Here is a 14,363-nt window from a genome sequence, read left to right as displayed (position 1 = left end):
ACAGGGCTACCCTGGGAGCATCGTCAGGTCACACCGAGCGTGAGGAGACCTCATGAAGGGCAAAGCAGGACTCGTCGTCGGGATCGCCATCGGGTATGTGCTCGGGAGCAGGGCCGGTCGCGAGCGCTACGAGCAGATCAAGGAGCAGTGGCTCAAGGTCTGGAACATGGACCAGGTGCAGGAGCAGGTCGTCAAGGTCAAGGACTTCGCGAAGTCCCAGACGATGGCGCTGCCCTCGACCATCTGGGACTCGGCCGTCAAGGTCACCAAGGCCGCCGGTTCGAAGGGCACTCCCGGCGAGCGCCTGGACGCCGCGATCAAGGTCGGGAAGGAATCCTCCGACGACGTCGGCCGGGCGGCGCAGACCTCCGCGGAGGCCGTGAAGGACGCCGTGGACGACGCGGTCGGGGACCCCTCCGAGAACGGACGCGGCGGGGCCTGACGTGATGACCACACCGCGTGGCTTCCGCGACCGCGCGGACGACAGCCTGCTCACCCTCGTCGGGGAGATCCCGGAGCTGGTCCGCAACCTCGTCATCGCCGAGATCGACGCCGCCAAGGTCTGGCTCGCCCGGACGGCGAAGGACGGGGGCTGGGGCGCCCTGTGGGTGTTCGCGGCGCTGTTCGTGCTGTTCTGGTCCGTCCCCGTGCTCGGCACCTTCGTGATCGCCGGGCTGTCGGCCTGGTGGCCGGTGTGGCTCTCAGCGCTCGTCGTCTTCTTCGGCATGCTGATCATCACCGCGGTGCTGGCGCTGCTGGGCATCCTGCGCTTCCGCAAGATCGGCGAACGCCAGAACCCGGTGGAATCGATCGCCCTCGACGTCAAGGAGGTCCGCGATGAGCTCTGACGCCGTCGTGCCGGTCCCGCGCACCGCCGTCCCCCTCGGCATCGCCGACCCCGTGGTGCAGGCGCGCACCGAGCTGAAGGCCGCCCTCGCCGCCATCGAGGAGAAGGCGAACCTGCCCCGGCGCGCCGGGCGCGCGCTCGATGTCGGGATCGACCGGGCCCGCACCTTCCAGCGCCGCAATCCCGCGCTGGCCGCCGTCGCGGTGATCGTGTCCGCCGCCGCAGTCGGCGCCGCGGTGTGGGGTTTCGTCCGCCTCTACACCCGCTGACCCGGACCGCTCCGCCCGCCGCCCTCGCCGCCACCGTCCCCCGACGGCGGTCCCCGCCTCCCGCAAGGAGGGGTATGCTCGTGAGGCAAGGCAGTGCAATGGTGCGTATGCTGCCGATCGCGCGAACCCGATTCCAATCGCGCAATCGGCTGCTCGAACGTCGTGGGCGGCCGACTGAGCACCATCGAGAGTCGACCCCCTTATGAACACCGCCGCAGCACAGCACCAGTCCGCCAAGCCGCTCACCGGCTGGCGCGTCCTCGTGCCCCGTGGCGGCCCCTGGGGCGACGGCGTCGCGGCCACCCTGCGCCGTCAGGGCGCGACCCCGGTCATCGCGCCGCTGATCAACTTCGCCCCGACCAACGACCAGGCCACCCTCGAGCAGGCGATCGCCGACCTCGCCGCCGGCGCCTTCGACTGGCTCACCGTGACCAGTGCCACGACCGTCGACGTGCTGTACGCCTACCGTGCCGTCGTGCCGCCGACGACCAAGGTCGCGGCGGTCGGCGAGACGACCGCGGCGGCGCTGCTCGCCGTCGGGTATCGCGTCGACCTCGTCCCCGAGCGCGACAACTCCGCCGCCGGCATGGCCGAGCAGCTCATCGCGCTCGAGCCGCAGGCCCGCGACATCCTCACCCTCCGCAGCGAGATCGCCAAGCCCGTGCTCACGCGCATGCTCACCGAGGCCGGCCACCGCGTCCGCAGCGTCGTGGCGTACCGCACGGTCGGGGTCCCCGTCACCGAGCGCATCGCCGAGGACGTCCGCTCCGGTCGCATCAACGCCATCCTCGTCACCAGCGGCTCGGTCGCCGAGCAGGTGCACGACCAGTTCCCCGTGATCCCGCGCACGACCCTGATCGCCGCCATCGGCCCGCGCACCGCCCGCGACGCCCGCCGCGCCGGGCTCGACGTCGACGTCGTCGCCGACGCGCAGACGGTCGACGCCCTCATCGACGCGGTCGGCAAGTTCGACCTGCCCCACGCCGCCGACGAGTTCGCCCCGAAGACGGGTGTGCTGCCGCGGCTGCGCGCCGACCGGAGCTGAGCCCGGTGACGGACTCACCGCGCGTCGTCGTGCTCGCGGGCGGCGTCGGCGGCTCCAAGTTCGTGCTCGGCGTGCGCGACGCGCTGCGTGAGCGGGGGGTCGACGACACCGCCTCGGCGCTGACCGTCGTGGTCAACACGGGCGACGATCTGTGGCTCTCGGGTGTGCGGCTCCAGCCCGACGTCGACTCGATCACCTACGCCCTGGCCGGGGTGAACGACGCCGAGCGGGGGTGGGGCCGCCAGGGCGACAGTGAGCGCGTCAACCACGAGCTCCAGGAGTGGGGAGCCGGATGGCCGTGGTTCACCCTCGGCGACCTCGATCTCGGCACCCATCTCGCACGCACCGGGTGGCTGCGCGAGGGCGCGACGCCCACGGGCGTGCTCGAGCGCATGTCGCGGCGGTGGGACCTCGGAGCACGACTGCTGCCGATGACCGACGACGAGGTGGACACCGTCGTCGTGCTGAGCGACGGCACGCGCCTGCACTTCCAGGAGTGGTGGACGCGCAACCGCGCCACCCTCGCTCCCGCCCGGTTCGAGAATCCGGGCATCGAGGCCGCGGCAGCCGCGCCCGGCGTGACCGCCGCCATCGCGGCCGCCGATGCCGTGCTCGTCGCGCCCTCGAACCCGGTCGTGTCGATCGGCCCCATCCTCGCCGTGCCCGGCGTCCGCGACGCGCTGCGCGCTGCGCCCGCCCAGGTGGTCGGCGTCTCGCCGATCATCGGAGGGAAGGTCGTGCGCGGCATGGCCGACGTGTGCCTCACCGCGATCGGCGTCGACACCTCGGCGGCCGCCGTCGCCTCCCTCTACGGTGCCCGCGGCACCGGCGGGATCCTCGACGCTTGGCTGATCGCCGAGGAGGACGCGTCCGCGTCCGACGAGGTGGCCGGGCACGGCATCCGATCCCTCGTCCGTCCGCTGTGGATGACGGATGCCGCGCGCCGCGCCGCGCTCGCCGAGGCCGCCCTCGCGGCGGCCGGGGTCTGACGTGCCGGAACTCGCCTGGTCGGCGTGGGTGCTCCTCGGCGTCGCGGCGGTGATCGTCGGGCTCTCGAAGACCGCCGTGCCGGGAGCGGGGACCATCGCGGTCGCCATCTTCGCCGCCGTCCTGCCGGCGCGGCAGTCGACCGGCGTGCTGCTCCTGCTGCTGATCGTCGCCGACATCTTCGCGGTGACGATGTACCGGCGCCACGCCGACTGGCGCACCCTGCTGCGGCTCGCGCCGGCCGTGGTGGCCGGCGTGCTGGCGGGCGTCGTCTTCCTGTGGTTCGCCGACGACCTGTGGGTCAAGCGGACGATCGGCGTGATCCTCCTCGCCGTCATCGCGATCACGCTGCTGCGACGGCGGTTCGCCTCGCAGGTCGACACGGACGGGCCGCACCGCGTCGCCGCCGCGACCTACGGCTCGCTCGGCGGGTTCACCACGATGGTGGCCAATGCCGCCGGTCCGGTGATGTCGATGTACTTCCTCGCCGCCCGGTTCGAGGTGAAGGCCTTCCTCGGCACCGCCGCCTGGTTCTTCGCGATCGTGAACCTCTTCAAGGTGCCGTTCTCGATCGGCATCGGCATCATCACGGTCCCGGGGCTGCTCATCGACCTGGTGCTCGTGCCGTTCGTGATCGTCGCGGCCCTGGCCGGCCGCTGGATCGCGGATCGGCTCGATCAGACGGTGTTCGAGCGACTGGTGATCGCGTTCACGATCGTGGGGGCGACGTACCTGCTCGTGTCGTAGGTTCTCGGGCGCGGTTCGGACTGGGATGGGGACGTTCCTCGTCGTTCCGATCTTCGATCATCCACATGTGGATGATCCTGGTGGACTCGAAGATGATGTCGGAGGCCGGCGCGACAATAGACGCATGAACGCACCGCCGCCGATTCTCGACGAAGAGGTCGAAGCGATGCTCTGGCGCGAGCGTGAGTTGGCCGCCGAGGGGTGGGAAGAGCCGTACGACGGGCCCCTGGAGACCGGGCCGCGCATGGAGTCGAGGCACAAGTGGGATGTCGTGGCGATGCGCCGCGAGGAGCTGCTGTACAAGTGGGAGAGGGTCACCGAGCAGATCGCGCGGTGGCAGGGTGCGCAGGTGCGGCTGCTGGCCGAGGCCATGGACCTCGCCCTCGAAGACGGCACGATGCGCGACGACGCCCCGTTGTCGGTGCGCAACGTCGCCGCCGAGCTCGCGTGCGCCGTCGGCATGGCCGACCGCACGATCGAGCAGCGCATGGACGACGCGCTTGTGATGCGCGACCGCTTCCCGCAGACCATGTCGGCGCTCGAAGCCGGGCGACTCTCGCTGCCGCACGCCCGGGTGGTGGTCGACGCGGGCGTGCGGGTCGCGTCACCTGAGGGCCGAGCGTCCTACGAGGCCGCCGTGCTCGACCGCGCCGCCGGGCTCACGACCGGCCGCCTGCGCGTGGTCGCGACCTCGATCGCCGCAGACTACGCGCCGTCGACGATCGCCGAGCGTCACGCCGAGGCCCGTGTCGGGCGGAGAGTGACGCTTCACGACGTGGACGACGGGATGACCGAGTTGTGGGCTCTGCTCCCGTCGGTGCTGGCGCACGGCATCCACGATCGCCTGACGCGAATCGCGCGATCGGTGAAAGATGCCGCGATCGGCGCGGTCGGCGCGGTCGGCGCGTTCGGCGAGGGCGAGGACGCGCCTGATCGCCACGCCGGCACGATCGGTCTCGATGCTCCCGACCCCGACGACCGAACGATGGATCAGCTGCGGGCCGACGCGATGTGCGACCTCGTGCTCACAGGTCATCCGACGATCGCGGGGGTTGACCGGTCCGGGGGTGAAGGCATCGATGCATTGCAGGCGATCGTGCAGCTCACGGTGCCCTTCCAGACGCTCGTCGGCGATGACGGCCCCGCGCCCGTGCTCACCGGGCGCGCGCCGATCGACCCCGAGTCCGCGCGGCGGCTGCTGGGTGCGGCGACCCTCTGGGATCGCGTGCTCACCGATCCGGTCTCGGGCGATGTCCTTGCGGTCGATCGCAGGTTCCCGACCGAGGCCCAGCGGCGTCACCTCCGGGCACGCGACGAGCACTGTCGATTCCCCGGCTGCCGCATGCCCGTGTGGCGCTCCGACATCGACCACACCATCGATCACCAGCACGGCGGTCCGACCGAGCACACGAATCTCGCCCACCTGTGCCGCCGACATCACACGCTGAAGCATCACACTCCGTGGCAGGTCGAGCAGCACTCCGGCGGCGTGCTCGCGTGGACGAGTCCACTGGGCCGACGCTACATCGATCGCCCGCCGCCGGGTCTGCGGTTCGTCGCCCGGGAGTGAGTGCTGCCCCGCGAAACCCGCGCCCTCCTGAGAGTGGGCCACCCCCCCGGTGCGGGAGGAGTCGTGGGAGAACGCACTCGTCGTCACTTGCGGCACTCGAGCGATGGCGTCAGGCTCACGGAATGGACATCCAGAGTGGCGAGTCCACCCTTGCTCAATGCGCAGGGGAGGCTCCGAGCACCGCAGCCGTCCTCCAGCCCACCACCAGCCGTACCGCAGCCTCGAGCTGATCTGCGGTGTCGACGTCACGACGGAGGGTCGAGGCATCCGGAATCTCCAACGGCGTGCACCCCGCGCCCGTGTGCCGCGCGAAGGAGCCGTCGCCGAAGGACGACGACCAGGGCACCCCGGGCCGGGCCGTCACCATGGTCGAGCCGGTTCCCTCGGCGTCGGCGACGACAGCGCGGTCGACGGATGCCGCAGCCCGCAGCGCCTCGTGGAGGTCGGCGGGGCGGAGCGAGGGGAGGTCGCCGAGGAGCGCCGCGCGCGGCATCCGTCCACTCGGGTCGATCGCCTCGATACCGGTCGCGACCGCGACGTCGAGTCCGCGCGGATCACCCTCGGAGACGGTCCGCAGCGCGGGGATCGTCGCCGACTCGCGTGCGAGCACCGGGTCGTCCGAGACGACGACGACCTGCAGCACGCTCTCGCAGCGCGCTGCGGCCTCGATCGTGTCGAGGGCGATCGCCCGCGCGAGCTCCGCGCGGTCCACGCCCGCAACCTCGAGCCGCGACTTGCCCTGCGCCGACCTCTTCACCGGGACGACGACGACCCAGCGCAGCGCAGGGGCCGGCGCCCCAACGGGCTCAGCCCGCGACCGCCGCGTGAACCAGGGCGTCACGCGCCGAACTTGGCCCGGAGGCGCGGCAGGATCTCCTCGCCGTACATCCGCAGGAACGAGCCCTGGTCGTGCCCCGGGTCGTGGAACACCAGGTGGCGGAAGCCGAGCTCGACGTACCACGAGATGCGTTCGACGTGCTCGTCGGGGTCGTCCGACACGATGAACCGTGATGCGGCGCGCTCGATCGGCAGGGCCTCGCCGAGCCGCTGCATCTCGATGGGGTCGTCCACGCCCATCTTCTCCTCGGGGGTCAGCGCGAGCGGCGCCCAGAACCGCGTCTTCTCCTGCGCGGCCTCGAGGCTCTCGTCGAGCGAGACCTTCACCTCGATGAGCGTGTCGATGGCGTCGGGTGCGCGGCCGGCCTTCTCGAGCCCCTCGTGGAGCGCCGGCAGCAGCGTGTCGGTGTACAGCTCCCGCTTCTTGCCGCTCGTCGTGATGAACCCGTCGGCGATCCGGCCGGCGAGGCGGGTGGCGGCCGGGCCCGCGGCCCCGATGTAGATCGGCACCGGCTCGGGGAGCTTGTCGTAGATGGTGATGTTCCGGGCGTGGTAGTAGGTGCCGTCGAAGGTGACGCGGTCCTCCGACCACAGCCGGCGGATGAGGCCGATCGCCTCCTTGAGCCGCTGGAAGCGCTCCGGCGGCTCGGGCCAGGTGATGCCGAGGTTCGCCTCGTTGAGCGCCTCGCCGGTGCCGACCCCGAGGATCACGCGTCCCGGGTACATGACGCCGAGCGTCGCGAAATCCTGGGCGACGACCGTCGGGTTGTAACGGAACGTCGGCGTGAGCACCGACGTGCCGATCAGCACGCGCGACGTCTTCGCGCCGAGCGCCCCGAGCCAGGGGACGGATGCCGGAGCGTGGCCGCCCTCGTGCAGCCACGGCTGCAGGTGGTCCGAGATGAAGACCGAGTCGAACCCGGCCTCCTCCGCCTGAATGGCGTAGTCCAGCAGCTCGGCCGGGCCGAACTGCTCGGCGGAGGCCTTGTAGCCGAAGCGCAGGGGAACGGGCATGAGTGTCCTCTCAGCGGGGAACGGGGGCGGGTTCGGGCAGGAACTCCGAGCCGTCGGCTCGGGCGATGCGCGCGCGGAAGGCGTCGACGGTGCCCGGCCACAGCAGCGTGAGCCGCCCCGAGCGCTCGTCGACGTACCAGTTGCGGCATCCGCCGGTCATCCAGCGAGTGGATGCCGCGGCCCGCGCGATCTCGGCGGTGTACGCGCGCTCGGCCTCGGGGTCGACGCGCAGCACGCGTCCGCCGCGGTCGTCCAGCACGCGCGCGACGTACGCCGCCTGCTCCTCGATCATGAGCACGGAGGAGGAGTGGCCGAGCGACGCGTTCGGGCCGTTGAGCACGAAGAGATTCGGGAACCCCGCGACGACGGTCGAGGCGAACGCCGTCATGCCGCCCGACCAGTGCGCGGCGAGCGTCGTGCCGTCCTCGCCGGCGACGAGCTCGGCGTAGGGCTGGCGGGTCGAGGCGAAACCCGTCGCGAGGACGAGGGCGTCGGCCTCGTGCCGCGAACCGTCGGAGCCGACGAGCGTCGAGCCCTCGACGGACGAAAGCGCGCCGCGGACGAGCGAGACCGCCCCGGAGGCGACGGCGGGGTAGAAGTCGTCCGACAGCAGCACGCGCTTGCAGCCGAACGCGTAGTCCGGCGTGAGCGCGGCGCGCAGCGCCGCGTCGGGGACCTGTCGCTCGAGGTGCGCGCGCGCGACGGCCTCGGCCTCGGCCGCGGCGTCGGAGTCGCCCGATCGCGAGGCGAAGCGCGCCTCGCCCTCGGCGTACAGGTCGGCACGCAGCGCCTCGAGCGCCTGCGGAGTCGCGGCGAACCGGGCGCGGTCGGCGTCGGAGTACGAATCGCCGCCGCGCGGCACGATCCAGGCGGGCGTGCGCTGGAAGAGGGTGACGTGCGCCGCTGTGCGGGCGAGCTCGGGAACGATCTGGATCGCGCTCGCCCCGGTGCCGGCGATCGCCACGCGGGCGCCGGCCAGCTCGGCGGAATGGTCCCACCGCGCCGAGTGGAACAGCGGGCCCGGGAAGGTCTCGAGTCCGGCGATCCGGGGGATCGAGGGCTCGGTGAGCCGCCCGCACGCGAGCACGAGCACGTCGGCGACGATGACCTCGTCCCCGCGGTCCCCGTCGGGCGTGTCGCCGTGATCTGGCGTGCCGGGCCACGTCCCGGACGAGCCGGTGCTGATCCGCCAGAGGCCGAGCGCGGCATCCCACTGCGCCCCCCGCATCGCGGTGCGGAGCCGCAGGCGGTCGCGCAGCCCTTCCGCGTCGACGACATGCTCGAGATACGCCCGGATCTCGTCGCCCTTCGCGTAGGTGCCAGACCAGGACGGGTTGGGGTGCGCCGCGAAGCCGTAGAGGTGCGAGGGCACGTCGCACGCGATGCCGGGGTAGGTGTTGTCGCGCCACGTGCCGCCGACGGATGCCGCGCGCTCGAGCACCACGACGTCCTCGCGGCCCGCGCGACGCAGCGCCGACGCCACGCCGATGCCCGCGAACCCGGCGCCGACGATCGCGACCTCGACGCGGGTCATCGGGCGACCTGACCGTAGGTGGTCGTGCGCAGGCGGAACGGCCGGAACAGTCGCGCGACCAGGGCGGCGGCATCCGTCACCGGCAGCTCGAGACCGTGCTCGATCCCCGCCTCGGGCTTGACGCGCCCGTCGAGCAGGGCGCCGCCGAGGTCGTCGCCGCCGGACTGCAGGAGGACGGCGGATGCCGCGCGCCCGACGCGCGTCCACGGGATCTGGACGTGCGGGATGCTGCCCGACAGCAGCAGGCGCGACACCGCCACCATCGCGCGGTGCTCGTCGAGCGCGGCGCGGCCCGGCACGAGCGGGACGCCCCCGGCCGGGCCCGGCAGCGGGATCGGCACGAATTCCGAGAAGCCGCCGGTCTCATCCTGGATCGCGCGGAGCCGCCGCAGGTGGGCGATGCGCTCGGCGGCCGTCTCGACGTGCCCGTAGAAGATCACGCTCGTCGAGTGGAAGCCCGCGCGGTGCGCGGTGGTGATGCCCTCGACCCAGCGGTCGATCTCGAGGTCCGTCGGCGCGACGAGCCCGCGGACACGCTCGCTCAGCACCTTGACCCCTGTACCCGGGACGGTGTCGACGCCCGCCTCGCGCATCGCCGAGAGGGCGCCGTCGAGGCCGAGACCGGTGCGGTCGGCGAGGTCCCAGACGTCCTGGGGGCGGTAGGCGTGGAGGTGGAGACCGGGTGCCGCCGCCTTCGCGGCACGGGCGATGTCGAGGTAGCCGGTCGGCTCGGCGTCGGCGTCGAGGCGGCCCTGCACGCAGAGCTCGGTGGCGCCCAGGTCCCACGCGTCGGCCGCGATGGCGCCGACGTCGTCGAGGGTGAAGGCGGCAGGCTCGCCCGTCGGCGCGGCGCGGAGCCCCGTCGAGGTGAGGTTGCGGTTCACGACGAGCGTGACGGCCTCGCCCACGGTGTAGCGCCGCACGTCGTCGGCGGTCGCGGCGAGCACGTCGAGGTCGTCGCCGGTCGCCCCCAGCAGCCGCACCCACTCGGCGTCGTCGAGGGTGAGCGGGTCGGCGGCCGCCGCCTCGGCGAGCCGCCGCACGCCCGGTCCGGGAGCTGTCGAGGCGCGACGCTCCTCCGCCTCCTGAGCAGGGAGGCGGGAGGGCCGGACGGGCGCGACGGCAGGTGCGGCGGCCAGGCCGGTCCCGGCGTCCGCGAGGGCCGCCACGGCGGGGCGCAGGGCGGGGTCGATCCATGTTTCGGCATCGAGCACGAACTCGGGCTGGGCCGTCAGGCGCTCGCGGAGGGCGAAGCCGAGCTCCGCCGTCATGCGCGCGAGGTCGTCGAGGTGCGGCCACGGCCGCTCCGGGTTCACGTGGTCGGCGGTGAGCGGCGAGACGCCGCCCCAGTCGTCGGCACCGGCGCGCACGAGCAGGCCGAACTCGCCGGCGTCCGACAGATTCGGCGGCACCTGGATGCGCATGCGCGGGCCCATCACGAGCCGCGCCACGGCCACCGCGGCGACGTACTCGAGCAGGTCGGCGTCGGGCGCCCCCTGCATCGCAGTGCGGGGCTTCGCGCGGAAGTTCTGCACGATCACCTCTTGCACGTGGCCCTGCCCGGCCATCTGATGCCGCTCGTGGGCGTCGCGGATGGCGACGAGCGATGCCGCGCGGTCGTGCACCGTCTCGCCGATGCCGACGAGGATGCCCGTCGTGAACGGCACCCGCTCGCGGCCGGCCGCGTCGATCACCTCGAGTCGCACGACGGGGTCCTTGTCGGGCGAGCCGAAGTGCACCTGCCCGGGCTCCTCGAAGAGCCGGCGCGACGTCGTCTCGAGCATCATGCCCATCGACGGAGCGGCCGGCCGCAGCATCCGCAGCTCGTCCTCGCTCATCACGCCCGGGTTGGCGTGAGCGAGCAGTCCGGTCTCGGCGGTGACGAGGCGGGCGATGTGGGCGACGTACTCGATCGTCGAGCCGAACCCGTGCTCGTCGAGCCACGCCCGAGCCTCGGGCCAGCGGTCCTCCGGACGATCGCCGAGCGTCAGCAGCACCTCCTTGCACCCCATCGCCTGTCCCTGCCGCACGACGGCGAGCACCTGCTCGGGTGACATGAAGGCGGGCTTGTGCTTCTTCAGCAGCTGACCCGGCGTGTCGACGAACACGCAGTAGTGGCACCGGTCGCGGCACAGCGTCGTCAGCGGGACGAACACCTTGCGCGAGTAGGTGATGACGCCGGGTCGGCCGGATGCTGCGAGCCCGGCGTCGCGCACCCTCCCGGCCAGTGCGAGCAGCCGCTCGAAGCGGTCGCCCGCCGCCCCCAGCAGCGCCTCGGCGTCGCCGACGTCCAGCCGCTCTCCCGCGGCCGCGCGCACGAGCGCGGCGTCGACGGCGGCGGAGGGGGCTGCGGCGGCCGGGACGGTGACGGAGGGGGACACGACGGTCACCGACCCAGTCTCGCACCGTGCGTGCACCGCGAGGGCCGCGGATCGTTGCCCTCCCGTAAGCAAATGAGCCGGGTTCTCGCCGGAGCCGCTGGCAGACTAGTGCCATGGTGACGCTGCTGCTCGACTCGACGCAGCTCGAGGTGGTGCTGTCGCTCTCCGAGCGCGCGCTGTCATTCCGCAAGGGGAATGTCGTGATCGAGCGCTCCGCGATCACCCGTGTGCAGCTGACGGACGACGCGTGGACGTGGCTTCGCGGCTACCCGAGCCCCGGCTCGTACGTGCGCGGCGTCATCGCGATGGGAACCTGGCGCTCGGCGGGCGGCGACGACTTCGCGCTGATCCGCCGCCGGCGCCCGAGCGTCGTGATCGATCTCGAGGGCCACCCCGAGTTCCAGCGCATCATCCTCACCACCCGGCACGGTCTCGCTCTCGTGCAGGCGCTGCGGGTCGACCTCGACGAGGAACCCGCTGACGTCGCCGAGATCGCGGCCGAGACCGGCACCACGCCCGTCATCCCCGAGAAGAAGCCGCGCAGCCGCAAGACCCCGGCCGCAGCGCCGGCGGTCTGACGAGCGCCGCCGAGGCCACCGCCCGGAGCCGGCGCGTCAGCTGACGTCGCGGCGCCAGCTCACCAGGTGCCCGAGCACGACGAACACGACGGCGTAGCCGAGGAGCACGAGCCCGCCGACCCACCACTCGAGCTCGGAGGCCCCATCGGCCTGCGGCATGCCGGCGTTGTACACGCTCGCGCCCACCAGCGCGTCGCTCGCCGCACCCGGGAGGAACCGCGTCACGTCGGACAGGCCCTCCACGAATGCGGCCGCGGCGCGCCCGATCGGCTCGATGAACTGCGTGAAGACGAGCACGCCCACGATCGCCCCGACCTGGTTGCGCACGAGGGCTCCGACGCCGACGCCGATGAGCGTCCACAGCATGAACGCCAGCAGCATCCGCCCCATCATCGCCCACGTGTCGGATTCGCCCAGCATGGTGTCGATGCCGAACCCCGCGAGGAAGGCCGCCGACGTGCCGACAGACGCGATCACCCCGATGACACCGAGGAGCAGGCCGATCAGGGCGGCCACGGCGAGCTTCGCGGCGAGCACGCGCCCGCGCCGGGGCGTCGCGAGGAAGGTCGGTGTGAGCGTCTTGTGGCGGAACTCCGCGGTCACCATGAGCGTCCCGACGAGCAGTGGGAAGACGTATCCGACCGCGGTCGCTGTGCTGTACAGCGTCGCTGCGAGCCCTTCCTCGGGCAGGGGCGGGGCGTTCCCGGGAAGCGATCCGGTCGCCGCCGCGGCGTAGATGAAGCCGAGGGCGGCGGCGGTCACGGCGATGTACGCGAACAGCACCAGCGCGAGGATCCACCAGATGCTCGTCGAGAACAGCTTCGTGGTCTCCGCGCGCGTCGCGGCGGTGAGGCTCATCGCTCGTCCCCTTCGTCGTGGCGGGATCCGTCGTCGTCGGCAGCATCGGGGGAGGTGACGGATGCCGCGTCCTCGCCGTCGTCGCCCGGTCCGGCCGTGTCGTCGGGGAGGGGTTCGGGACCGCCCTCGCCGGCCGGTGCCGGCTCGGCGGCGCCGTCGCTGTCGTCGAAGGCCGCGAAGAACGCGTCCGCCTCCAGGTCGGACTCGGTCTTGACGAAGCGCTCCCATGGGCGGTCGTCGGCGTCCGGGGGCTCGGGTGCGGTCAGCTCGTCGTCCACGGCGGCGATGGCCTCGACGTCCGGGTCGGCGTCCACCGGCGCCCACGGGTCGTCTTCGGGCGCGTCGGCCCCGGTGGCGGGCACGATGTCGATCACGCCCGTGCCGGCGACCGCGTACGCCGCCGTGCTCGCCTCCGGCCGCGGTGCCTCGGGCTGCTCCGCGTCGGGCTGCTCCGCGTCGGGCTGCTCCGCGTCGGGCTGCTCCGCGTCGGGCTGCTCCGCCTCGGGCTGGTCGGCCTCCGGCTGCTCCGCCTCGGGCTGCTCCGCCTCCAGCTGCCCCGACACGGGTTCCGCCGCCTCAGGCTGTTCGGCCTCGGGTTCCGTTGCCTCGGGCTGGTCGGGTTCGGGTTCCGCAGCCTCCGGACGTCCGGGTTCGGGCTCCGCAGCCTCCGGCTGCGCAGCGGCGACCGCCGCGACCGCCGCGACCGACGCGCCGGTGTGCACGCGCGCGCCGTTCACGAGATCCAGGAACACCTCCTCGAGCGCCGGACCGCGGCGGTGCAGCGCCGACAGCGCGATGCCGGACGCCGCGGCGATGGCGCCGATCGCGACGGTGTCCTGTCCGCGCACCGTGAGGCCCGACCGCAGCACCTCGAAGGGCACGCCGGCGGAGCGAAGGGCCGCGGTGAGCGCCTCCCGATCGGGGGCGTCGACGACGGTCGCGTGCTCGGCCGTGTCGGCGAGCTCGTCGACGGAGCCCTGGAACACCAGCCGGCCGCGCGCGATGATGAGCAGCGCGTCGACCGTCTGCTGCACCTCGGCCAGGAGATGGGAGGAGACCAGCACGGTGCGCCCCTCGGCGGCGAGCTGCCGGAGGAAGCCGCGCATCCAGCGGATGCCCTCGGGATCGAGGCCGTTGGCCGGCTCGTCGAGCACGAGCGTGCCGGGGTCGCCGAGCAGGGCATAGGCCAGCCCGAGGCGCTGGCGCATGCCCAGCGAGTAGCCGCCGACCTTGCGGCCCGCGGCATCCGACAATCCGACCAGGCCGAGCACCTCGTCGACGCGGCCCCTGGCGATCCCCGCGGCCTGCGCGTAGATCGTCAGGTGGGCGGCGGCCGTGCGGCCGGGGTGGAAGCTGGAGGCCTCGAGCACCGCGCCGACCGCGTGCAGCGGCCGATCGAGGTCGGCGTAGCGCCTGCCCCCGATGGTCGCGCGCCCGCCGGTCGCGCGGACGAGGCCGAGGAGGATGCGCAGCGTCGTGGTCTTGCCGGCCCCGTTCGGTCCGAGGAAGCCCGTCACCCTCCCCGGTTCGACTTGGGCGGTGAGGCCGGACACCGCCGTGACCGCGCCGAAGCGCTTGGTGACATCGGAGAACTCCAGCAACTGGCCATCGGGCATGCCTCACCCTCTCGTGGTCGTGAGCGAACACCCCGTTGGGGCTGGGACGGGCCGCTCCCTTGCGGACTCAAAGCAGAACT

At 72.8% G+C, this 14,363-nt stretch carries 14 protein-coding genes; 8 read left to right on the top strand and 6 right to left on the bottom strand.

Annotation, left to right across the window (positions count from 1 at the left end; translation table 11 throughout):
• Positions 1–52 precede the first annotated feature (52 nt).
• The 7 genes from ACWGUG_RS01135 (at position 53) to ACWGUG_RS01105 (ending at position 5,465) form a co-directional block, all read left to right on the top strand.
• Positions 53–442 carry a hypothetical protein gene (locus ACWGUG_RS01135; RefSeq protein WP_452323563.1) on the top strand — a complete coding sequence of 130 codons (390 nt, stop codon included), beginning with the start codon at positions 53–55 and terminating at the stop codon, positions 440–442.
• A gap of 4 nt (positions 443–446) precedes the next feature.
• Entirely contained in the window at positions 447–848 is a 402-nt protein-coding gene (locus tag ACWGUG_RS01130) for a phage holin family protein (protein WP_452323562.1), read from the top strand.
• Complete coding sequence (locus ACWGUG_RS01125) at positions 838–1,116, top strand: hypothetical protein (RefSeq protein ID WP_336394366.1); 279 nt, start codon at positions 838–840, stop codon at positions 1,114–1,116. Before ACWGUG_RS01130 ends, ACWGUG_RS01125 begins: the two co-directional genes overlap by 11 nt.
• A 202-nt stretch (positions 1,117–1,318) precedes the next feature.
• Positions 1,319–2,161, top strand: coding sequence for a uroporphyrinogen-III synthase (locus tag ACWGUG_RS01120; RefSeq protein ID WP_452323561.1), 843 nt, complete (start codon positions 1,319–1,321; stop codon positions 2,159–2,161).
• A 5-nt stretch (positions 2,162–2,166) separates the two neighbouring features.
• Positions 2,167–3,150 (top strand): 2-phospho-L-lactate transferase, encoded by a 984-nt coding sequence (gene cofD, locus ACWGUG_RS01115; protein ID WP_452323560.1) that lies wholly within the window; start codon positions 2,167–2,169, stop codon positions 3,148–3,150.
• 1 nt (position 3,151) lies between these two features.
• On the top strand, positions 3,152–3,895 hold the full coding sequence (locus ACWGUG_RS01110) for a sulfite exporter TauE/SafE family protein (protein WP_452323559.1): 744 nt from the start codon (positions 3,152–3,154) through the stop codon (positions 3,893–3,895).
• 124 nt (positions 3,896–4,019) lie between these two features.
• Complete coding sequence (locus ACWGUG_RS01105) at positions 4,020–5,465, top strand: DUF222 domain-containing protein (protein ID WP_452323558.1); 1,446 nt, start codon at positions 4,020–4,022, stop codon at positions 5,463–5,465.
• A 154-nt stretch (positions 5,466–5,619) separates the two neighbouring features.
• Here ACWGUG_RS01105 and cofC read toward each other — a convergent pair whose 3' ends face one another.
• From cofC to cofG, 4 genes are read right to left on the bottom strand one after another with little or no spacing between them, the layout of a single operon-like run.
• On the bottom strand, positions 5,620–6,306 hold the full coding sequence (gene cofC, locus ACWGUG_RS01100; protein WP_452323557.1) for a 2-phospho-L-lactate guanylyltransferase: 687 nt from the start codon (positions 6,304–6,306) through the stop codon (positions 5,620–5,622).
• Positions 6,303–7,316, bottom strand: coding sequence for a glucose-6-phosphate dehydrogenase (coenzyme-F420) (gene fgd / locus ACWGUG_RS01095; RefSeq protein ID WP_336394372.1), 1,014 nt, complete (start codon positions 7,314–7,316; stop codon positions 6,303–6,305). The genes cofC and fgd overlap by 4 nt, the downstream gene beginning before the upstream one ends.
• 10 nt (positions 7,317–7,326) lie before the next feature.
• Positions 7,327–8,850 carry a flavin-containing monooxygenase gene (locus tag ACWGUG_RS01090; protein ID WP_452323556.1) on the bottom strand — a complete coding sequence of 508 codons (1,524 nt, stop codon included), beginning with the start codon at positions 8,848–8,850 and terminating at the stop codon, positions 7,327–7,329.
• Complete coding sequence (gene cofG, locus ACWGUG_RS01085; RefSeq protein WP_452323555.1) at positions 8,847–11,240, bottom strand: 7,8-didemethyl-8-hydroxy-5-deazariboflavin synthase CofG; 2,394 nt, start codon at positions 11,238–11,240, stop codon at positions 8,847–8,849. Before cofG ends, ACWGUG_RS01090 begins: the two co-directional genes overlap by 4 nt.
• 104 nt (positions 11,241–11,344) lie before the next feature.
• Between cofG and ACWGUG_RS01080 the strand changes: the two genes are divergently transcribed.
• Entirely contained in the window at positions 11,345–11,809 is a 465-nt protein-coding gene (locus tag ACWGUG_RS01080) for a hypothetical protein (protein WP_452323554.1), read from the top strand.
• A 36-nt stretch (positions 11,810–11,845) separates the two neighbouring features.
• Here ACWGUG_RS01080 and ACWGUG_RS01075 read toward each other — a convergent pair whose 3' ends face one another.
• Positions 11,846–12,667 (bottom strand): ABC transporter permease, encoded by an 822-nt coding sequence (locus ACWGUG_RS01075; protein ID WP_452323553.1) that lies wholly within the window; start codon positions 12,665–12,667, stop codon positions 11,846–11,848.
• Positions 12,664–14,283 (bottom strand): ATP-binding cassette domain-containing protein, encoded by a 1,620-nt coding sequence (locus ACWGUG_RS01070; RefSeq protein ID WP_452323552.1) that lies wholly within the window; start codon positions 14,281–14,283, stop codon positions 12,664–12,666. Before ACWGUG_RS01070 ends, ACWGUG_RS01075 begins: the two co-directional genes overlap by 4 nt.
• Between the last annotated feature and the right edge of the window lie 80 nt (positions 14,284–14,363).

Source organism: Microbacterium sp. NPDC055455 (assembly GCF_053619935.1).
Note: the sequence above shows the minus strand (reverse complement) of the source record. Positions and strands in the feature narration are given on the sequence as shown.